The sequence below is a fragment of the Vreelandella neptunia genome (genome assembly GCF_000712975.1).
In the GTDB taxonomy this organism is placed as follows: Bacteria; Pseudomonadota; Gammaproteobacteria; order Pseudomonadales; family Halomonadaceae; genus Vreelandella; species Vreelandella qaidamensis.
Genome location: NZ_JHQL01000003.1, coordinates 1 through 19,958, shown reverse-complemented (window position 1 = coordinate 19,958; position 19,958 = coordinate 1). Strand labels below are relative to the sequence as shown.

Annotated in this window: 16 protein-coding genes; 6 read left to right on the top strand and 10 right to left on the bottom strand. The window is 51.4% G+C overall.

The annotated features are described in order from the left end of the window. Positions 1-87 precede the first annotated feature (87 nt). From CR46_RS0108265 to CR46_RS18310, 4 genes are all read right to left on the bottom strand, one after another. Positions 88-1,308, bottom strand: a complete 1,221-nt coding sequence (locus CR46_RS0108265) for a glycosyltransferase family protein (RefSeq protein WP_030071784.1) — start codon at positions 1,306-1,308, stop codon at positions 88-90. A gap of 21 nt (positions 1,309-1,329) precedes the next feature. Beyond that, positions 1,330-2,265: an HAD-IIB family hydrolase gene (locus CR46_RS0108260; protein ID WP_030071782.1), complete on the bottom strand. Its 936-nt coding sequence runs from the start codon at positions 2,263-2,265 to the stop codon at positions 1,330-1,332. 425 nt (positions 2,266-2,690) lie between these two features. Then, positions 2,691-3,734, bottom strand: coding sequence for an OmpA family protein (locus tag CR46_RS0108255; protein WP_030071780.1), 1,044 nt, complete (start codon positions 3,732-3,734; stop codon positions 2,691-2,693). A gap of 99 nt (positions 3,735-3,833) precedes the next feature. Then, positions 3,834-3,971 (bottom strand): hypothetical protein, encoded by a 138-nt coding sequence (locus tag CR46_RS18310; protein ID WP_156963054.1) that lies wholly within the window; start codon positions 3,969-3,971, stop codon positions 3,834-3,836. Between CR46_RS18310 and CR46_RS0108245 the strand changes: the two genes are divergently transcribed. From CR46_RS0108245 to CR46_RS0108235, 3 genes are read left to right on the top strand one after another with little or no spacing between them, the layout of a single operon-like run. Further along, the gene (locus CR46_RS0108245) at positions 3,970-4,680 is read left to right on the top strand and encodes a hypothetical protein (RefSeq protein WP_030071779.1); all 711 of its coding nucleotides are present in this window, start codon (positions 3,970-3,972) and stop codon (positions 4,678-4,680) included. The two genes, CR46_RS18310 and CR46_RS0108245, sit on opposite strands and share 2 nt — an antisense overlap. Positions 4,681-4,684: 4 nt before the next feature. Next, on the top strand, positions 4,685-5,275 hold the full coding sequence (locus CR46_RS0108240) for a FlgO family outer membrane protein (RefSeq protein ID WP_030071775.1): 591 nt from the start codon (positions 4,685-4,687) through the stop codon (positions 5,273-5,275). A 41-nt stretch (positions 5,276-5,316) separates the two neighbouring features. After that, positions 5,317-6,117 (top strand): glycosyltransferase family 32 protein, encoded by an 801-nt coding sequence (locus tag CR46_RS0108235; protein ID WP_030071773.1) that lies wholly within the window; start codon positions 5,317-5,319, stop codon positions 6,115-6,117. Positions 6,118-6,252: 135 nt separating this feature from the next. On the opposite strand, the gene glyA is transcribed toward CR46_RS0108235, so the two are convergent. The 4 genes from glyA to CR46_RS0108215 all read right to left on the bottom strand — a co-directional run bounded on the left by glyA (position 6,253) and on the right by CR46_RS0108215 (position 12,507). Next, positions 6,253-7,518, bottom strand: coding sequence for a serine hydroxymethyltransferase (glyA, locus tag CR46_RS0108230; protein WP_030071771.1), 1,266 nt, complete (start codon positions 7,516-7,518; stop codon positions 6,253-6,255). 155 nt (positions 7,519-7,673) lie between these two features. Continuing rightward, complete coding sequence (locus CR46_RS0108225) at positions 7,674-9,065, bottom strand: hypothetical protein (protein WP_030071769.1); 1,392 nt, start codon at positions 9,063-9,065, stop codon at positions 7,674-7,676. Between the two features lie 51 nt (positions 9,066-9,116). Next, complete coding sequence (locus CR46_RS0108220) at positions 9,117-11,681, bottom strand: ABC transporter permease (RefSeq protein WP_030071767.1); 2,565 nt, start codon at positions 11,679-11,681, stop codon at positions 9,117-9,119. After that, the gene (locus CR46_RS0108215; RefSeq protein WP_030071765.1) at positions 11,674-12,507 is read right to left on the bottom strand and encodes an ABC transporter ATP-binding protein; all 834 of its coding nucleotides are present in this window, start codon (positions 12,505-12,507) and stop codon (positions 11,674-11,676) included. The genes CR46_RS0108220 and CR46_RS0108215 overlap by 8 nt, the downstream gene beginning before the upstream one ends. Between CR46_RS0108215 and CR46_RS0108210 the strand changes: the two genes are divergently transcribed. The 3 genes from CR46_RS0108210 (at position 12,506) to CR46_RS0108200 (ending at position 15,944) form a co-directional block, all read left to right on the top strand. Beyond that, entirely contained in the window at positions 12,506-13,177 is a 672-nt protein-coding gene (locus CR46_RS0108210) for an arylesterase (protein WP_030071763.1), read from the top strand. The two genes, CR46_RS0108215 and CR46_RS0108210, sit on opposite strands and share 2 nt — an antisense overlap. Positions 13,178-13,308: 131 nt before the next feature. Then, complete coding sequence (locus CR46_RS0108205; RefSeq protein ID WP_030071761.1) at positions 13,309-14,022, top strand: transglutaminase-like cysteine peptidase; 714 nt, start codon at positions 13,309-13,311, stop codon at positions 14,020-14,022. A gap of 14 nt (positions 14,023-14,036) precedes the next feature. Further along, a complete protein-coding gene (locus tag CR46_RS0108200) occupies positions 14,037-15,944 on the top strand; it encodes an EAL domain-containing protein (protein WP_030071759.1) in 1,908 nt (635 codons plus the stop codon). Between the two features lie 64 nt (positions 15,945-16,008). Here CR46_RS0108200 and CR46_RS0108195 read toward each other — a convergent pair whose 3' ends face one another. Next, positions 16,009-16,332, bottom strand: a complete 324-nt coding sequence (locus CR46_RS0108195) for a hypothetical protein (RefSeq protein ID WP_030071757.1) — start codon at positions 16,330-16,332, stop codon at positions 16,009-16,011. Between the two features lie 103 nt (positions 16,333-16,435). After that, a partial coding sequence (locus CR46_RS0108190; protein WP_332245072.1) for an immunoglobulin-like domain-containing protein occupies positions 16,436-19,958 on the bottom strand: 3,523 nt, incomplete at its 5' end.

Sequence of the window (19,958 nt, the reverse complement as noted above, 5' to 3'; positions counted from 1 at the left end):
CAAAAAAAAACAGCACCCCGCTGCCTGCGAGGTGCTGTTACTCTCTAATGCTAATCTATGGAATGACGAACTAGGCGATTTAAGACGTTACACTTTACCTTGGTTATCAAGCTCAACTGCTTCATGCATGCGAGCTAGTACGTCAGGCATAGCCGCCTGCACACGGTTCCAGCTGGGAATAAAAGGACGCTCGCGGGGGTTGTCTAAAAACAGGTTGCCTGCTTCCAGCAAATTACTGGCAAATAACTCTACCGCCTGTTCTTCACAATGGCGGTCCAAACTTAGCCCATTCATCGTCGCGTCGTGATCGTAGGCTTCAATGAGGTCTAATGCTAACCGGTAGTAAGTCGCTTTAAGGGTTCTAAAATCTTCACTGCTAAAGCTAATCCCTTGGGTAGCCAACTTCCGGTACAGCGCTTTAGCGATATCCAGACTCATTCGGTTCAAACCGCCCGTTGCATCCTCTTCGCTAATGGGCTGATGCTTGTGATCATAGGCGTCAGCAATATCAACCTGGCACAGCTGACGATGCGAGTAGTTGCGCTGCAGCTCAGACAAAACGCCGATTTCTAATCCCCAATCAGCGGGAATGCGTATACCTTCAAGTACGTCACTGCGCATAGCAAACTCGCCGGACAAGGGGTAACGGAAACTGTCTAGATAATCCAAATAAGGCAGCGGTCCACAGACGGTTTTCAAAGCCCGTAACAGCGGCGTCACCATTAACCTAGAAACGCGCCCATTGAGCTTTCCTTCAGCGATACGCGGGTAGTAGCCTTTACAAAAACTGTAATTGAACCGGGGGTTCGCGACGGGATACATAAGCCTTGCCAGAAGGCCTCGGTCGTAGGTAAGAATATCGCAATCGTGAAGACCAATAGCGCTGGAACGGCCTGAACTCAGCACATAACCAGCGCAATACCATACGTTCCTTCCTTTCCCTGGCTCTAAAGCCCCTAAGCCGTGGCTCTCTAATTCTTGGTCGATGGCGCGTAAACGCGGGCCGTCATTCCATAAAATGCGAGTGTGCTGGGGTAAGCGTGAAAAGAACTCGCGCGCATATAAAAACTGGTCACGATCTGCCCTGTCTAAACCAATGACAATTTCATTGAGATAAGGCACTTTCACCAGCTCATCCACAATGGCCGACAGTGCTGGTCCTTCCAGTTCAGAAAAAAGCGAGGGTAATATCAGCCCCATTGGGCGGCGCTTGGCAAACTGGCAAAGCTCCTGTTCAAGCGCTTCAACCGGCCGACGGGTTAAGTTGTGAAAATCGGTAATCACACCATTTTGATGAAAATCACTCATACGTTAGCCTCCCGTGGCTTGTTAAACTGATGCAGCGGCTTCATTGGTGGGTGCTATTTTTAGCCCACCCTCATCTTGCCCCCACCAGTGGTCTATTCCCTCAGCCCAGCCAGTTGGCCCGGTTGCATGTGTCCGATATAGCACGCTATTTTGCGGCTCGACGTTGAGCGCGTGACAGCCTCGAATGACTACGGCTTGATCAACAGTTTCCAGCATCGTGATGTCGTTTGGGCCATCGCCCAGACCTAATGTAAGCGGCTGACTGCCTCGTAAAGCAGTAAATCGTTTGATGAGCCACTCTACTGCACCGCCTTTATCAGACAGCCGCCCCATCACATGCCAAAAGCGCCCGCCCTGGGTGAGTTCAAGGCCATCGCCTTGCAGCGCAATGCGGAACGTTTCAAGTGCAGCCTCACTGTCCTCCCAAATAAGCGGTTCACTCCCCTCTCGCTGCCGCGCAGCTTTCGCGCGGGTTTTATCAAGCCCGGTCAATTCCATCACTTGCTGCAGGCTTAAGTCCCCCATGCGAGTAAAACGAATGTTTAAGCGCTTACGCCAAACGTTCAAGCGCGCTCTAATGAAGCCGCTATCGACACCCGTTTGTTTAATAACCACCCCGTCTAGGCCATTACCAGGCCGGTCTAGTCGTGCATGACACCAGCCGGGCGGTAAACCAATGACGGCACCATTCTCAGCAATAAAGGGAGTCGCTGTTAGCCCAAGGGCTTCACGCAGGGGTATAAGTTCGGCGCGGGTTTTGCTAGTGACCGGTATGACCGGTACACCTAGCTGTTTAAGACGGGCAAGCCAAGGTTTAGCAGGTGAAAAGTCATAGCTGTGGTGATCTAACAGTGAACCGTCTAAATCAGTGACTACCAAACGCGGCTGAAGCGCGGGGTCCATGTCACTGGGTGACTGAGCATTACTGGGTAACGCAGTACGCGTGTGTTCGGTCATAGCACCACCTTTTGCAAATCTTAAATGTCGTTACGCACGCTCACTTGTAGACAAGCAACTAAGCAGTTTATATGCCAATACCATTTTAATTTTAAAAATCATTAAGTTAAGCCATCAATAACAGCCATCTTTTTGCAAGCACCAAAACAACGCAATCTAAGCGCACTAAAACAGTGCATATAAAAAAACAAAAAAATGCGACAAACCCTTGGCAAAAGCTCACAAATAGCTATACTCGAATTGTACCCACTGACAACCTTGTACACCCCTCACCTGATGTCAGTGGGCTGCAGTGAGCCAAGCCCTTTCATGCCCGCCTCCCCCGGCGGGCTTTTTTTGCTAAATACTTACGTAAATGTTTACCCCAAAGCATATTCGACTATAGAGAACATTAGACTATGGAGAACATTCATCTATAAAGAACATTAGTCCACGTGGATAACAACCTCAACGCGCCGGTTTCGCGCTCGCCCTTCAACCGTAGCGTTATCTTCCAATGGTTGGGTTGCGGCTAACCCTACCGCTCGTAAACGCTCTGGGGCGACGCCTGCGGCTTCTAGTGCTTCAACAATCGCAATCGCCCGCGCACTCGAAAGCGCCCAGTTGGATGAAAATTCAGGCGTATTAATAGACTGACTATCGGAGTGCCCTTCCACCCAGACTTCGCCCTCAAAGCGCTGAATGGTTTCCATCAGCGACCCTACTAGCGAGGTGCCACCCTCTGTTAACTGAGCATCGGCAGAGGGGAATAGCAGCCGATCTTGCACTCGCAAGCTGATACCCTCAGCAACCCTGGAAACTTCCACGCCTTCTAAGTTAGGTAGATACGTCGATGCTTCCACACGCTCCTTCAATCGCTCATCAAGCGCTAATGCACTACTGATCGCGTTATCTGATACTGCTTGTACATTGACAGGGGGACGGTCAGTGAGCACGACCATGTAATCCGCGAACGGCGAAGCTGACTGACGCTCATCAGAACGCAGCAACAACTGCGGAAGCCCACTAGCAACCATCGATGGCGCTAAGTCTGATGGCGCTGTATCTATTGATGCTTCTTCAATTGCCGACACTTCTTTAGCTCGCGCTAATAGGGGCGGCACGCCCTCAACAACAGCGCGCGCCTTAGGTAAACCTGCTACGCCTAACGCAGCACTGATCGCAAGCGGACTGAGCGCATCGCTAGGCAGCACGCCCATTATCGCGCGCTGCTCACGACGCTCAGCAAGTGCGGCAGGCAATGGCACTTCTATGGCTGGCGCTGCCTCGTAGCTGTACTCATCAGAAGCTTCCTGTTGAAACCATGATGGGTTAGTAACATCAGCCGCCGCAATAATGATGACAAACAGCGCTACCAGTAGCGTCATGATGTCGATATAGCTAATCATCCAACCGCTATTACTTTCATCTTCTGGATAGGCGGTTAGCAATGAATCATGACGCGGACCAGCGCGGTGGTCTTCAAGCATGGGTGTTTTCACTCATTCAAGTTTTTAACCTCGTGGCCGATCTAGGGTAAGCATGGCAAACTAGTCTATCAAAAGCCGTTTCGTAGCGAGAAGGAACTATCAGGTGCGCATCCGACCTATCCCATCAATAACCGTGGCATCGAGGGCCAGGCCTTCAAAAACGGTATCTTCAATAACGATGTCTTTAAAAACGATGCCCTCTGAAACGCTGTCATTACCAACAAGGTCATCATCCATGGTTCAACTATTGCGCCCTGCCTTTATCGGACTGGCGAGCCTAATGTTAAGTGGCTGCTTCTATGCCAACACATCACAAGCTCCCATTGCGACCACCTATCCTTATAGTGAGCAGCAGCGTATGCAGGCAGCTCAACACTGGGAAGTACTCGCTCAGCACGAAGCAGCTGGCATTCTACGCAGTGAGCACGTTCGCTTTAGGGATCTGCATATCCCGGCGCAAGAGCACGCGTCAATGAATGCTTACTACGGTGGCGAGTTTGAGCGCGGTTTTCGTACGCTATTAACAAGCGAACTGGTATCGCGAGGCGGTAGCGTAATGACCCAGCCCAACGCTGGCGGCGCTACTGTGCAAGTAGATGTAGAAGTCGTTGAACATCGTGATCGCGGTTATATACGCCCGCCTTTTGGTGCTTACACCGCTTTGGCGGGTGGTGTTACCGTGGCTAGCATGGCACTTGGAAACTGGAGCGAACCTGCACTGGCATTAATCCCCGCGGCGATGGTGGCGGATACAACCAGCGGCAGTTGGACATATGAGGGCAAAGAAGAGGTTATCATCACTACCCAGATTGTTGATAATGACCGTATTCTCTACTCCTCATCTAATATTTATTACATTAATGCGGGTGACCGACGCCACTATGCCCCACATCGCGTCCCTCAAGCGCCTGCAACCCCAACTGTTTCTATCACCGATACTTGGTAATTACATGCTTTCACTTTTTGCCCCACTTAAACTGCGCGGTTTAACCGCAAGTTTTCGCCTGTTTATTGCTGCGCTGCTTATGCTGTTCTTGGCAGGCTGTGCTGCGCTTGGCAATAACAATAGCGTGAGAAATGCCGAGCCCCAGCCAGACCTTTCCGAGCTAGCCCATGAAGCCGCCGCTCAAATGGTCGCCAGCAATCCAGACCTTACACGCCATAGCCCCATGATTGCAGCTACCTTCGTGAGTATTGATAACTTAAGCCAGTCGTCTACGTTTGGCCGTATTAGCTCAGAAATTATGGCGTCCGCCCTCGCAAGGCAAGGTATGCAAGTACGCGAAGTCAAAATGCGTGACAGCATGTTTATCGAAGAGACTGTTGGCGAATTAATTTTATCCCGCCAAGTCCAACGTCTTAGCGCCCAGCACAATGCACGCTCCATACTGATGGGTACTTACGCACAAGGCCAGGACTATCTCTATGTGAGCGCACGAGTAGTCCGCGCTGGTGATGCGATGGTGCTTGGCAGCGCTGACTTTAAACTGCCGCTGGATAATAACACCCGAAGCCTATTGGAAGGCCAAGGCGGCTGGTAGTCGACTCACCTCTTGCCGCGACACGAATGAAAAGGATGAACATGCCCACCCGCACAAGCAAACCACTTATTGTGGCCACTAGTCGCTTGATAAAGCTATGCGCAAACATTACTAAGCTGCTTAGCTATATTTTTCATGCCGTGCTGCCGAACAAACGCTTCACCCTGCCAGCCCATGCCGCGCCTTGGCTAGCACCTAAAGACCATTCGTCTATCCCACGTATTATTTGGCAGACTAACTTTACTAATAAGGTGACGCTGCCGGTTTATCTGAACTATTTGTTTAATCGGCTCATGGCGCCCCGTTTCGAATATCGCTTCATGATTACCGAGGCCCGGAGTGACTTCATTAAAGAGAATTTCGACGACGCCCTATTCACCAGCTATTCAAAGTTGCAAATTGGCGCAGCACAGGCGGATTTTTGGCGCCTCATGGTGCTCTACAAGTACGGTGGCGTTTACCTAGATATTGACGCACATGCCATTTGGCCACTTGCCCGCGTTGTTCCTGCCGATATTGACGAACTCTATGTCACGACCCGTAAGGGTGAGCTGAGCAACTACTTTATCGCCAGCAAACCAGGCAACCCCAACCTACGCAGGCTGATTGATCGAGTGCAACATAACATTGAAGAGAACACGCTCACCAACGTGTTTGAACTCACTGGTCCTGGCGTATTTATTCAGTTGCTCGATCAAAACGCGGTACCCACGGTGTCATATCGCCATGCCTGCAACCAGGGCAATTTCACTAACGAGTACTTTCAGTACGTTGATAAAAAAGCAGGCAAATGGACGAAGGAGCAGAAAAAAGTCAGCATTATTCGCCAAAAAGAGCCTTGATCTTAAGATCGTCTTTCATACCAACAAAAAAGCGCTAACCGTGAAGGTTAGCGCTTTTTTTATCGCTTTCTGCGTTGCCATACCGCGACTAGACGATCTAGAAAGGTTTATACGGCATGGCAAAACGCATTTCGATTACTTGTAAACCGGGAAGCGACCACACACCTGTGCCACTTTATCAAGCACTTGGGCTTCGATAGCGCTGGTGTCATCGCCCTTAGCCAGCACATCTAGGATATCGCAAATCCAGCCAGCCAGTTGGGTGCACTCCTCTTCACCAAAGCCACGAGTGGTCACCGCCGGCGTACCAATGCGCAAGCCAGAGGTTACGAACGGGCTTTGCGGATCGTTAGGCACTGCGTTTTTGTTCACGGTGATGTGCGCACGGCCAAGAGCGGCGTCAGCATCTTTACCGGTCACGCCTTGCTTGATCAGAGACAATAGGAACAAGTGGTCTTCAGTGCCGCCAGACACGATATCGTAGCCACGATCGATAAACACCTTGGCCATCGCCTGGGCGTTTTTCACCACCTGCTGCTGGTAGGTTTTGAACTCAGGTGCCATAGCTTCTTTGAAGCAAATCGCTTTAGCAGCGATAACATGCATCAACGGGCCACCTTGGCCACCCGGGAAGACCGCTGACTGCAGCTTCTTCTCGATATCTGCATCGTTTTCCGCAGAAAGAATGACGCCGCTGCGTGGACCACGCAGGGTTTTATGGGTAGTAGAGGTCACCACATGGGCATGGGGCAGCGGGCTGGGGTAAACGCCTGCAGCGACCAAACCAGAGACGTGTGCCATATCCACCAGCAGGTAGGCACCTACTTCGTCAGCGATCTCACGGAACTTAGCCCAATCAACAATTTGTGAATAGGCCGAGAAACCAGCAATGATCATTTTGGGCTTGTGCTCGCGAGCAAGCTCGGCCACCTGTTCATAATCAATGAAGCCCTGCTCGTTCAGCCCATACTGAATAGCATTGTAGTGCTTGCCAGAGAAGTTAGGCTTGGCACCATGGGTTAAGTGACCGCCCGCATCCAGGCTCATACCCAAGATAGTGTCACCCGGTTTTACCAGCGCTTGGAAAACCGCGCTATTGGCCTGAGAACCAGAGTGAGGCTGAACATTCACGTAGGTCGCGCCGAACAGCTGCTTGGCGTAGTCGATCGCAAGATTTTCAGCGATATCGACAAATTCACAGCCGCCATAGTAGCGCTTACCTGGATAGCCTTCGGCGTATTTATTGGTCAGCTGGCTGCCTTGCGCTTCCAATACGCGGGGGCTGGCGTAGTTTTCAGAAGCAATCAATTCAATGTGAGCTTCCTGGCGTGCAACTTCTTTTTGCATCGCGTCAAAAAGCACATCATCGAATCCGGCAATTGTCATATCGCGGCTGAACATCGGCGGGAACCTCGTTACGAAAGGATCATCATGGAGAATCTAGGGCGTTATCATAACGCAGCCTGACGCGACTTTCATCGCATCCGCGTCAGGTCGTGCATGAGCGTATTTCATGTTGAAGCAATCAGTAAAAACTGACTAACTGGTCAACCACGCTACTTCAGCTCAAAGGTGAACGTAAACTGTTCGGTATTCCCCATAGGATTCATTATGAATTGGTTAATAATAAACGGGTTGGGCAAGGCCACATTAACCGTTAAGGCTTGGGAATGACCCGCCATAATATCGACTAACCCTGTCATTAATTTAGTTATTTGGGGGCCTAATAATGGCTCAAGCTGACGAGCTTGGCCCAACGCCTGAGAAACGGCTTGTGCTTCGGTAATGTTCTCGTTTGCCGCAATTTCAGTGGTTAATCGTGGTAATAACCCTTCATCGGTATACGCCACGTTCACCTCACCACCCTGCAACGTTGCTGATTCAAACAGTGAGGGAGTTTGCATTGCCTGCTCAATGGAAACATTTTTTGGCAACATGATCGGCAAATCAAGACTGTATTCAACGCCTGCAGCACCACTCAAGCGCAAATAGCCATCAGCAATCAGCCGATCACTCTCCCCCTCTTCTTCCCAACGGGAATGGCTGCGCCCTTCAGCTCCGAACTGACCACTACCACCGGTGAGTACCTTGTTGAAGGTTTCGAACTCTTGTCGTTGCTCAGGTGGCAGTAGAGGCAGCAGCCCCCCAATGTCAAAAAATGCACCTTCGAAGCCTGCATCGCCCACATAGGCATTGCCTTCTACCCAGGCACTATCCAACACTATGCTCCAATTATCTCCGGACAGGTTCACGCCATTTAATACGGCGTGCTCGACACTCTCTTCCCCAGGCGTATCGATCCCGGTTAGCTGCTCAATTCGCAAATTAGCGAGCGAAAAAACCGAATTAACCCCACTTTCCAAGTCGTTAAAATCAGCAATAACTCCCTGCAAATCAAACAAGCCAATGGCGCTACTGCTGACTTCTTCAAGCGTGAGCGTTTCAATATGCAACTGTCCCTCGAAGGGAGGTGAATCTAGCTCACTAAAAAACTCATCTGCTGCCTCACCTTGTAAATTTAGCGTGATGTCACGTGCATTCAGCGCCTTCCATACCACGTCAGACGCACTCATTTCATCAAACGAGGGCACTGCTTGCGAAGCGTCTGGCAATTCAATGAAAGCAACACTGAAAAAAGGCTGAGAGTTGCCTGCCTCGCTAACGGCCATACCATCAATGACTACGTTATCGGGACGATGGTAGTCCCCTTCAACGCGGTAACGTTTGATAGTAAACACGTCACCATTGGCATAAGTAATCGCTATGTCTTCCGCGATCGTAGCCTCAGACTGCTCATAGACCTCGGCAACCTCGAAGGCGCTCGCCTCACCACCCAGCCGCTCGCGAAGATCTGCTTCAAACTGCTGGGGTGAAGCGCCCACCCCACCGGAAAGAAGCAGTAATGAAAAACCAGCCGTAAACTGGCGACAACCTAGAGACACAGGCATCTCATGACCTCCTTGTGAGAAGCGCTAAGCATAGCATTTGGAAACGTGCTGTTAAGCTTCACCAAGCAACCCTAAGCTAGCCGCAGGCGCTTGACGCCGCAGGCTGTAAGAGAGGGCATGTCCGATAATGCCAATTAGCAACGCACCTCCAAAAGGTAGAACAAGCCACAGGCCCATATGCAGGCGCGGTGTTAAATCAAGCCAATAAAGATAAAGTGCGGCAGTGGCAAATTCTGCAAGGAAGGCCCCCATTAAACCACTGGCAAAACCAAGCAGCGCATATTCAGCACCTTGTACCCGTGAAATCATTCGGTTACCTGCACCAAATACACGCAGCAAGCCACTCTCATGGGCGCGTACGGGGCGGCTAGCCGTCAGTGCAGCATAAAGCACGCTAACCCCTGCCATCAGCACTAGGATAAGCACCAGCTCTACTGCCCGAGTAACCTGGGTAAGCACCTCACGCACTTGGCCTAAAATGGCATCCACATTAAGCAATGATACACCTGGGAAATCACTGACCAACTGCCGGATTAAGCCTTGCTCTTGTTCTGGCAAATGAAACGCCGTGATAAAGCTATGACCGAACGCTTCGAGCACGCCAGGGGGGAAAATGACGAAGAAGTTCGGGTTGAAGCTATCCCAGTTAAGGCTACGCAGGCTCTCAATGCGGGTAGTAATGGTATCACCGCCTACAGAGAACGTTAGCTCGTCGCCCAACCCAAGGCCAAGGCGCTCTGCTAATCCATCTTCCACTGAGATGGGCACAACGTTAGAGGTTTCCTGAGGCGTGGCGTCCACCTCGCTCATCCATCCCTGTGGCTCACTCGGTTGTACAAACCACTCTCCGGCGACGACCTGATTACCTTCGGGCAACGCTGATTGCCAGGTAAGATTCAGTTCACGACGCAGCGAGTTATCGCCTCTGGCATCGGGTGGAACGGCTTCTATCGGTGGTTGACCGTTGATCGCGCTGATGCGACCACGCACCATCGGATATAGCGTACTTTGGGTTTCCACCCGTGGAGCAACCGCATCTTCGAAGGCATCTCGCTCACTGGGCTGAATATTAATAGCAAAGTAATTAGGGGTATTTTCCGGCAACTGATCTTGCCACGTGGTCAGTAAATCACCCCGTACCAGCACGATCATCGCCATGGCAAAGAAGGTGACCGAAAACGCCAACAGCTGCCCAAGCCCAGCCTGCTTTCGGCGAGCCAGTTGCCTGCCGCCCAAGCGAAACGCTTGACCCCACTCGCTCCCACCGGAAAGCCGCTGAACAGCTTTCAACAGGCCGTTTAGCAACAGCGTGCTAGCCATCCACAATAGTCCTAATAGGGCTGCACCACCGATGAGTAGCGCCAGAGCAAGCGAAAAGCTACCCGAGTAAAGCCATAACAGACCACCAAATACTAAGCTCGCCACACCCACCACTAACCAAGCAGACGGTGGTAGGGGATCAAGCTCACGGCGTAACACTTTTAACGCACTAACACGCTTAATGCGTAACAGGGTGGGCCCAGCAAAACCAACCAGTACCGCAAGTGCAGTAAAAATGCCCAGCCACAGCGGCATAATGCCAGGAGGCGGCAGTGTCATCGGCAGAAAACTTGTTAACAGCCAAAGCAGCACAGCCTGACCAATAAGCCCCAACAGCGCGCCAATAATCGCAGCCATTAGTGCGAGACCCATTAATTGCAGGGTAAAAATAGTCACTAATTGATATTGGCTAGCGCCAAAGCAACGCAGCAATGCAGCGGTGTCTAGATGGCGCTCAACATAACGGCGGGTCGACATTGCCACCGCCACGCCCGCTAACAAGACGGCTGCCAAGCCGGCAAGCCCCAGATAACTCTCAGCGCGTTGAAGCGCGTTGCCTAACTGAGGACGGTCAACACGCACATCACGTACGTCCACCCCATCACGCCTTAGTTCGGCCAGCAAGCCCTGCACTTGCTCCAATGCCGCAGGCGGCCCCGCAGCAAGCAGCTCAAACTCAAGGCGTGAACCCAACTGCACCAACCCTGTTGCTTCCAGGTCAGCAGTATTGAGCATTAAGCGTGGGTTGAAATTACCAAAACCGGCAGACTGATCAGCCTCACGCTCGATAATCCCACTAATCAGCAGTTCCGTTTGACCTACTTGAACACGGTCGCCTATCGCAATATCAATCAGTTCTGCTAACCGCGGGTCTGCCCAGGCTTCCCCTGATGGAGGGCCTGATGCAACCTGCTCAACCCCGTCCCCGCGATCCACATGGGAAACGCCATAATGAGGATAGACATCATCCACCGCTTTCAAACTAGCTGGCTGGAAACGCTCGCCACGACTAATCATCGACACCAGATCCACCTGGTCACTCAGCGTAAAACCCGCTTGCTCTAGCGTCGTGCGTAGTTCTTCCGAGAACGGTTCGCGCTGCTCTAAAACTAAATCCCCCCCCAGCATTTGACCGGCTTGGCGCTCTAATCCACGCTCTAAGCGATCTAGAAAAAAGGCGATCATGGTAGAAGCAGCTACCGCCAATACCAGCGCGACAAACAGCGCGCGAACATCGGCTGCACGTAGGTCACGCTTCAAACTACGCGCCGCAAGCCGCCAGTTTAGTTCACTCATCGCCACCCCCGCTGGCAACAGCCGTTGGCTCAAACGCCATTAACTGCCCGTTCGCCAGGCGCAAACATCGGTCGCAACGGCGCGCAAGTGCGTGGTCATGAGTTACTAAAATAAGGGTGGTGCCCGCTTCACGGTTCAGTGTGAAAAGCAGGTCAATAATTTGTGCCCCTGTTTCGGGGTCAAGGTTACCGGTTGGCTCGTCGGCAAAGACTAGTTCAGGGTCGGTAACAAACGCCCGTGCAATGGCAACGCGCTGCTGCTCACCCCCTGAAAGCTGCTTAGGCAGATGCCCTACGCGCTCGCCAAGCCCAACTCGCTCAAGCCACTGCGCCGCTGCCTGAGTCTCTCCTGCTCGGGGAGACAACTCTAATGGTAATAGCACATTTTCCAGTGCGCTTAACGTCGGTAACAGCTGAAAGTTTTGAAATACAAAACCGACTCTTCCGGCACGCAACGCCGCCCGCCCATCTTCATCCATTTGGCTTAGCGGCTGGCCAAACAGTGTCAGTTCCCCATCACTGGGCGTGTCTAACCCCGCCAACAACCCTAGCAAGGTCGACTTACCAGCACCGCTTTTACCAAGAATGGCAACACTTTCTCCCGCTGCCACGCTCAACGAAAGGTCGTGTAAGATAGTTAACGAACGCTCCCCGCTTCTCACCCGTTTAGACAGTTTTTCAGCATGCAGGACTGGCTGGTGAGCTTGCTTGTGAGGAACATTGCTGGCGATGATGGTGTCGGTGGTGGGCTGATTCGAAGTGGCATCACCGGTTGGCAAATTGGTTTGTGGATCCAAATTGGCTTGTGGATTAGAGGAGTAAGACATGAAGCATGGCATCCCTGTAGCGTGGCAAAGACTGAACCGCATGGTAACCGGAGGGTTGCTGGCACTGATAGTCATCTTTAACGCGTCTGCACTCAACGCTGACCAACGCCCAACACTTTTAGTCATGGGCGATAGTCTTAGTGCCGCCTATGGTATAGAGCAAGAGCTGGGTTGGGTCACGTTATTGGCCGAGAGGCTAGATGGTGAAGCCCAAGTCATCAATGCCAGTATCAGCGGTGAAACTACGTCCGGCGGTGCACAACGATTGGCTAATATTATCGGACAACGACAGCCTGATATCGTTCTGCTTGAACTAGGCGGCAACGATGGCTTACGTGGCCTCCCACCGACTCAAATGCGCTCCAACCTAGCCAACATGATTGAGCAAAGCCAACAGGCAGGAGCCGATGTATTACTGCTCGGCATTGATATTCCACCTAACTACGGCCAAGCCTACCGCGATGCCTTTACGAGTGTTTTTCATTCGTTAGCTGATGAGTATGACGTACCGCTCGTACCTTTCTTGTTGGAAGATATCGCACTTAATGAACAACTGATGCAAGACGACGGCATACACCCCACCGCCGAGGCCCAGCCGATTATTTTAGACAACGTCTGGCCAGCCCTGGAACCACTGCTCGACAGCGTGTTTCAAGCATCCGCTGAATGACACAACGATAGCCCTTTATCCTCATCCCATACCCACCCAATCTAATGAGGCGCTGCTAAATAGATAGCACTAAGGAAATAGTGCACTTCAACGCCGTAGCTTGTAGGCTTAATGCTTATTAACTATTACTCATGGCGTTTATGCCTGCATCCACTCGCCCTCCGCTTAAACCGCTTTCGCGCCGACAGTTTTTAGCCACTGTCGGCGCAGTTGTGCTGGGCGCAGGGTTAGGTTTTCATGCCTCGCCTGCCACTGCTTTCAACCCCCAACGCTTACGGCAGAGCATGCAACAGCAGCACGGCCAAAGCGGGCTTGCTGTTTTAGAAGAGTGGTTTGCCCTGTTGGAACGTTTGCGTGGTCAAGAGGTGCAAACGCAACTTCGCGAGGTCAACGACTTTTTTAACCGCCGAATACGCTGGGTGGATGATATTCACGTATGGGGGCAAGAAGACTTCTGGGCAACGCCATTAGAGGCCATGGGTAAAGCACAGGGCGATTGTGAAGATTACTCTATTGCTAAGTACATCACCCTGAAGCAGCTCAACGTTCCCGGTGAACGCCTGCGTATGATTTATGTACGAGCGCGCATTGGCCGCAGTCAAATCACTCAAGCACACATGGTACTTGGCTACTATTCAACGCCCAGCGCCGAGCCCTTGGTATTGGATAATATATCACCGTCTATTTCCCCTGCTTCTCAACGTACCGACCTAGACCCCGTGTTCAGTTTTAATAGTGAAGGGCTGTGGGCCGGTGGCACAACGCAATCACGTGCGGACCCGTTAGCGCGGCTATCGCGCTGGCGTAACGTCGTTGAACGGATGCAATCACAAGGTTTTATTTAAGAGGATTAAGCACTATGTCGCTGATTAAACAGCTTTGGCTGGCCATTATTGCGCTACTGTTGCTTTCATTTGTCGGCAGCCTTGCGATCAGCATTACCTCGGGCCGCGACTATATTGAGCAGGAAGTGCGCATTAAAAATGAGGACAATGCAACGGCATTAGCACTTTCCATGAGCCAGCTCGAAAAGGACATAGTGACGCTCGAACTGTTAATTTCCGCACAGTTCGATACCGGCTATTACCGCCGTATTACCCTACGTGACACCGAAGGTCAGGTGCTTATTGAACGCTCCGCCAGCGAATACCGCGGCGATGTACCCGCATGGTTCCGCAACGTTATTCACTTCGATGTACCCATTGGCACCGCAACGATACAAGACGGCTGGCGGCAATTCGGTACGCTTGAACTCGAAAGTCAGCACAGTTTCGCCTATGCCTCTTTGTGGCGCATTATGCTTGAGCTCGCTGGCTGGTTCTTGCTGGCTGGAGCGATCAGCCTCGCCATCGCCACAGTGGTGGTACGCGGTATCAAGCACCCTCTTGTGCGGGTGGTCGCCCAAGCAAAAGATATCAGCGCCCGGCGCTTTACCACCATTAAAGAACCCCGCACATTAGAGCTACGTGAAGTGGCCCAAGCAATGAACGTTTTATCTGCCAATGTGCGCCAAATGCTCAGCCAGGAAAGCCAAAAACTGGATGAACTGCGTCGCCATCTGCAGCATGACCGTGTCACAGGGGCGCTCAATCGCGACGTGTTTATGGGCCGTTTATCATCATTACTAGGGAGTGAAGACGCCCGTGCCACGGGGCTAATGATAATGACCCGAGTGGAGTCACTTGAAACGCTTAATGAGCAGCTAGGCCACCAAGCCACTGACCAGTTACTCAGTGAGTTAGTGACACAACTCTCCCAGCTGGCCCCCACGCCAGAAGAAGCACTGGTTGGGCGCTTAAACGGCAGCGATTTTATCCTGATGCTACCGCTAGAAGCTGACACTGGCGCACTCATACCGCGCCTACGCCAAGCGCTAGATACCATCGCGCTCAAGGCACCCAATATCGGCATGCGTTTACCGACCGCTGTGGTTGCCTACACGCCCCATGATGACCGAGGTGGTTTACTGGCTACCTTAGACGATGCCCTTGCTGAAGCCGAAAGTGCAAGCGCCCACACCACCGTAGCTGTACGGGAGCACCAACATAACTCGCTCTTTGGTAACCACGCTGAATGGCGTTCAGCGCTAAATGCTGCCATTACGTTAGGGCCGCAGCTCGCTTATTTCCCCGTTATTGATGCCCACCATAACGTACTGCATTATGAATGCCCTGCTCGCCTAGAGCTTGCCAATAACTGGCAAACCGCTGGCATGTTTATTCCCTGGATTTCGCGCTTTCACTTAGAACCTGCACTCGATATTGCCGTGGTTAAAAAAGCCCTTGAGCAACTGACTAGCAACCCCGCACAAACCCTTGGTATTAATCTTTCAATTGCCTCCATCACCAATGCTGAATTTGTGATTGAGTTAAGACGACTGCTCGAAAAACAACCCCAACTTGCCAAACAGCTATGCTTCGAAGTACCTGCTATTTTGAATACCCATGCTATTGGCAGCCTTCGCGGCTTATGTACAGCGCTCAGACCGTTAGGCTGTCAGTTTGGCATTGAGCATGTCGGGGCAGAATTCACCAAACTTGCCGATTTACACGACATCGGGCTTGCCTACCTAAAAATAGACAGCAGCTTGATTGGAGGGATTCATACCTCTCATGAACAGCAAACCATCGTGCGAGGTATGGCCACGCTATGCCACTCCCTCGGCATTCAGGTGATCGCAGAAGGGGTGACTGAACAAGCCGAATTGGAAAGTCTCTTCAAAGTAGGCGTTGACGGAGCCACCGGACCAGGCGTGCGCCTGAATTAAAGAGTAGTCGTTTTTCGAAGGTCAGGTAACTGCCAGCAAACAGCGCGTCTAACGACGCGCCGTATTAAATCAATTCGTCTTCATCGCCTAGCAAATTAATATCATTCTTCGACCGCAACGACTTACGCTCCATCACCTTTTTTTGTGCCGCCGCAGGCAAGTCCGTAAAACTCAGCAAGCCTTTCTCTAGCAGCACTTCCAGCATATCTTCCACCACTCGTACAAAGGCCAAGTCAGAGGCAATAAACTGCGCCGACTGCCCCGTTTGCTCAGCTAAAAAAGCGAACACCTCCGGCGAATCTTCATTAATAGTGTCATTACACTCCGGCGATGGCTCTTTACTGAGCATCACGATCTCCCCTTCGGCATTGCGTTTGATGTAAAGCATAGCGGGTTCCTCTATAAGTAAAAGCGCCTAAGTATAGCGAAATGACATTCGAGAGTGGATATAACAAGGCCGCCCGTAGGCGGCCTGTTTGGGTGGGTGAAGGTTACTCGATATCTAGCTTGCCTGTATTAAGCAGGTGCTGGATGACATCGTCTGGGCTTCCACCGTCAAAGTCCGCGAAGCTCTTACCTTCTAAGCGAATAACTTGATCAGCGTTATCTTTGTCACCCGCTAAATCACCTTTAGAGTTAAGGTACAGCACTGTGTCGTCACCATCCTCTTCTGCAACAATATAAGCATCTAGCGAGTCACCGTTTTCATAATCCAATAACTCACCAATATCCAGTTTATCGCCTTCACCTGAGTTGAAGTCCATCACTGTATCAATCGCAGGACTATCCGAAGTACCTTGGTCATTCAATTCCCACTTGAAGGTGTCAGCGCCAAGGCCACCGAAGAGCAGATCGTTACCTTCGCCACCAACCAGCAGATCATCACCGCCTTGGCCGTAGAGAATATCGTTTCCTTTACCACCATACAGCTCATCATTTCCGCCGCGCGTATCGCTCTCGACATTGAACTCAGCGTGACTGGCCTTGATATAGTCATACAACTGCTGTTCGGTGGGCGCCTCCCCACCATTAGTGACTTTTAAATATTCTCTTAATGCAGCCATGCCTGAGCCAGCAGGTAACTCTCGACCCTCCCAATCCAAGGCATCGGTGTTAATCGCGTCGCCAAAGATGATGTCGTTGCCATCGCCACCATTCACAACGTCATCGCCCAACTCGGCCAGTTCTGTGTTGGTCGAGCCACTTACTAGAGCAGCATTTAGCTCGTCGGCACTATTGACAATATTTACTTCGCCTTGCGGCACATAAGGCGTGAGTTTTATGTCGTCAATATAAAGCGTGGCATCACCATATGTAGTCGCGTTATTGACGCTATACACAATACGGTATTCGCCTTGCTCTAGCGCGCCGCTCGCAGCTGATCTCCAACTATATGAGAAACCTAACTCTCCCCCCTGGCCTTCAACATCAGTCCAGTTATTACCATTCAGCTTTTGCAGTTTCCAAACCACGCTATCGTCATTCCAAATGCTGGCGAGGTAGGTGAAAGAAATACCTGCATACTCCCCTGCACCAATATCAAACTGAGGGGTAGAAACGACATAAGCAGTATTATTTACCGACGTGTCAGAAATGCTCATGACGTCGAAACGTCCAGAGCGGGTCAAACTTCCGCCTGATGAAGGCGTGCTCCAGCTGTTGGCGTTATTCCAACCACCATTATTACTAAAATCGGCTAATACCTCCTCCGGAATCCCGTAAGGTGCCTTAACTAAGCTCACCTTTTCCGTGTTATCGAAGTACTTAAGATTATTAACGGTAACGCCATCGCCAATACCAATGGCATGTATCGAGCTTACCCCACTTAATGAACTAAAGGCTTCGATTGCATCCCGCATGTCCTTCGCGTCTGTGACATTTCCTCTGCCATTGTCACCACTATTACTGAATGTTGGATCGCCATCCGTCAGGAAGTAGGTCAAATTTTTATAACCATCACTCTCGCCTGGTTGCACCGCAAACCAGTTAGAAGCCTCAATGAATGCTCCCTCGTAATTAGTGCCACCAAGACCTTGTAAACCCTCGGTTTTGGTACGGCCAATTGCAGCCAACAGCTCGTCAATGTTTTGCTCTGTCAGATTCTGAATGTTCGCTTTCAGCTCGATATTTGACTCAAAAGCAATCAGCGAAACATTAATGTCTCCATCATGATTTTTAAGCTGTTCAGCAAGCTGCAACAGCGAGTCCTTAACCAATTTCATTCTTGAAGCAGAGTAAACACTGTCATTAATCCCATCAGGATTACTGTTAACGCTGCCTCGTCCATTCAAGTCGTATTGCATAGAACCTGACGTATCGACAACAAGCGCGACATTGTAGTTTTTTCCAGGCTGAACATTGACATCCGCCCCGCCTTCGTCAGCTACAATTATGTCGTCGCCTTGACCACCTTCAACGGTGTTATCTCCGTTATTGCCGGTCTCAAGCCCACCTTTATACAGAGTGAGGCTAGTGGGAACGTCTACGTTCTCGAAGTTACCATTAACCTCGATAACTTCAGCAGTAAGATCAGTGTCACCATCAGTTGTAATGCTAACCGACCCCTTACCGTTCACATCCAATTTGACTACGTGTTCCTGACCATCAATTAATACTATTGCTGTCGGGAAGTCATCGCCAGTGAAGGTATATTGACTTGGATCTGGGCGATTAGATGTCTCGATATCAAAGGTAACATCCGACGGACCACTGATACTGATCGCCTCACCATTCATTACTTCTTTGTAGGCAATCGAGTGAACCAAATAGTCATCATCAAAACCAACTGCAGTGAACTCAGCTCTGCTAAACGTTTCTTCACTTCCAGGCTTGAAGGTATATGAGTTATCAACCCGATCAGACCCACCTGGTGCACTCTCACTTTTCGTGAAGTTGCCCGCAGCGTCGTAGTAAGTCACTAACGCATCCGTTGACGTGCCACCACCCGATACAACTGCCGAGCCAACCGAGTTTCCATCCTTATCGAAGAATTCAACCTTGGCTTTTTCGTTGTTGTTTCTCCAAGCAAACTGAACATCAAAGCTTTTCACTTCGTTGTTAAAGTCAACGACGATAGCTTCACTTCCAACACCAGTAACATAGCCAAGCTCGGTTTCAGCGGCACCACCAGAAGTCCTGCCAGCCACGCCAAACCCGTCATGGTTTGTGTTGATAACTTTTGTCAGCGTTCCTAATTCACCATCCGCTTTATAAGCAGTCACGGTGAAGCTATCAGTGTTATCAACGTTCCCAACATTGATCACAGAGGTTTTAGTCACAGTGGCATTAATACTGACGGTGGTGGTGTCAATGGTGTCCTTCACCGTCACGGTGGCGGTGTCATCCACGTTGAGGTTTTCGAACTCGTCGCCACCGCTTTGCACACTGGCGTTGACGGTAATGCTTTCACCGTCGATATAAACATCGTCGCCCTGAACAGCGAACTCCGTCGAGGTCGCCGTGGTCATGCCGACACCAAAGGTCAGCGTGGCGCCGTTATCCAGCGCAATCACGAGCGGCTCGTCGGTCGGGGCGCTGCTCAGCGTGCCGCTGAGTGTGGCGGTGCCGGTGCCTTCATTAACCGTGACGTCGTTAAGCGTCAGGGTGGTCTCGGTGTCGTTGTCGGTGACCGTCGTGGTGACGTTGGTGTCGCCGGCCACCTTCAGGTTTTCGAACGCATCGGCTTCGCCGGCATTCGCTTCGCTGACGGTGTCGATGCTGTTGGTGATCGCGTCCGTGACGTAGGCGTCATCGGCCGGCGCAGCAACGGTGATCTCGCCCTCACTGTTGTTGGCCGCAATGGTGATGACTTCCCCATTGGTCAGGGTCACGGTGATGGCGTTATTCGTCGTGACCGGATCGCCGTTGGCGTCGGTCAGGGTCGCGGTGTAGGTGATCTGGCCGCCTTCGGCGACAGAGCCCGTGGCCGTTAGACCCACGGTCACGATGTCGACGGTGTCCTTCACCGTCACGGTGGCGGTGTCATCCACGTTGAGGTTTTCGAACTCGTCGCCA

What these genes read in the sequence shown, in the direction of transcription:
- CR46_RS0108265 (WP_030071784.1), bottom strand. Translation starts at nt 1,308, where the DNA reads ATGAGTGATTTTCATCAAAATGGTGTGATTACCGATTTTCACAACTTA.
- CR46_RS0108260 (WP_030071782.1), bottom strand. Translation starts at nt 2,265, where the DNA reads ATGACCGAACACACGCGTACTGCGTTACCCAGTAATGCTCAGTCACCC.
- CR46_RS0108255 (WP_030071780.1), bottom strand. Translation starts at nt 3,734, where the DNA reads ATGCTTGAAGACCACCGCGCTGGTCCGCGTCATGATTCATTGCTAACC.
- CR46_RS0108245 (WP_030071779.1), top strand. Translation starts at nt 3,970, where the DNA reads ATGGTTCAACTATTGCGCCCTGCCTTTATCGGACTGGCGAGCCTAATG.
- CR46_RS18310 (WP_156963054.1), bottom strand. Translation starts at nt 3,971, where the DNA reads ATGGATGATGACCTTGTTGGTAATGACAGCGTTTCAGAGGGCATCGTT.
- CR46_RS0108240 (WP_030071775.1), top strand. Translation starts at nt 4,685, where the DNA reads ATGCTTTCACTTTTTGCCCCACTTAAACTGCGCGGTTTAACCGCAAGT.
- CR46_RS0108235 (WP_030071773.1), top strand. Translation starts at nt 5,317, where the DNA reads ATGCCCACCCGCACAAGCAAACCACTTATTGTGGCCACTAGTCGCTTG.
- glyA (WP_030071771.1), bottom strand. Translation starts at nt 7,518, where the DNA reads ATGTTCAGCCGCGATATGACAATTGCCGGATTCGATGATGTGCTTTTT.
- CR46_RS0108225 (WP_030071769.1), bottom strand. Translation starts at nt 9,065, where the DNA reads ATGCCTGTGTCTCTAGGTTGTCGCCAGTTTACGGCTGGTTTTTCATTA.
- CR46_RS0108220 (WP_030071767.1), bottom strand. Translation starts at nt 11,681, where the DNA reads ATGAGTGAACTAAACTGGCGGCTTGCGGCGCGTAGTTTGAAGCGTGAC.
- CR46_RS0108210 (WP_030071763.1), top strand. Translation starts at nt 12,506, where the DNA reads ATGAAGCATGGCATCCCTGTAGCGTGGCAAAGACTGAACCGCATGGTA.
- CR46_RS0108215 (WP_030071765.1), bottom strand. Translation starts at nt 12,507, where the DNA reads ATGTCTTACTCCTCTAATCCACAAGCCAATTTGGATCCACAAACCAAT.
- CR46_RS0108205 (WP_030071761.1), top strand. Translation starts at nt 13,309, where the DNA reads ATGGCGTTTATGCCTGCATCCACTCGCCCTCCGCTTAAACCGCTTTCG.
- CR46_RS0108200 (WP_030071759.1), top strand. Translation starts at nt 14,037, where the DNA reads ATGTCGCTGATTAAACAGCTTTGGCTGGCCATTATTGCGCTACTGTTG.
- CR46_RS0108195 (WP_030071757.1), bottom strand. Translation starts at nt 16,332, where the DNA reads ATGCTTTACATCAAACGCAATGCCGAAGGGGAGATCGTGATGCTCAGT.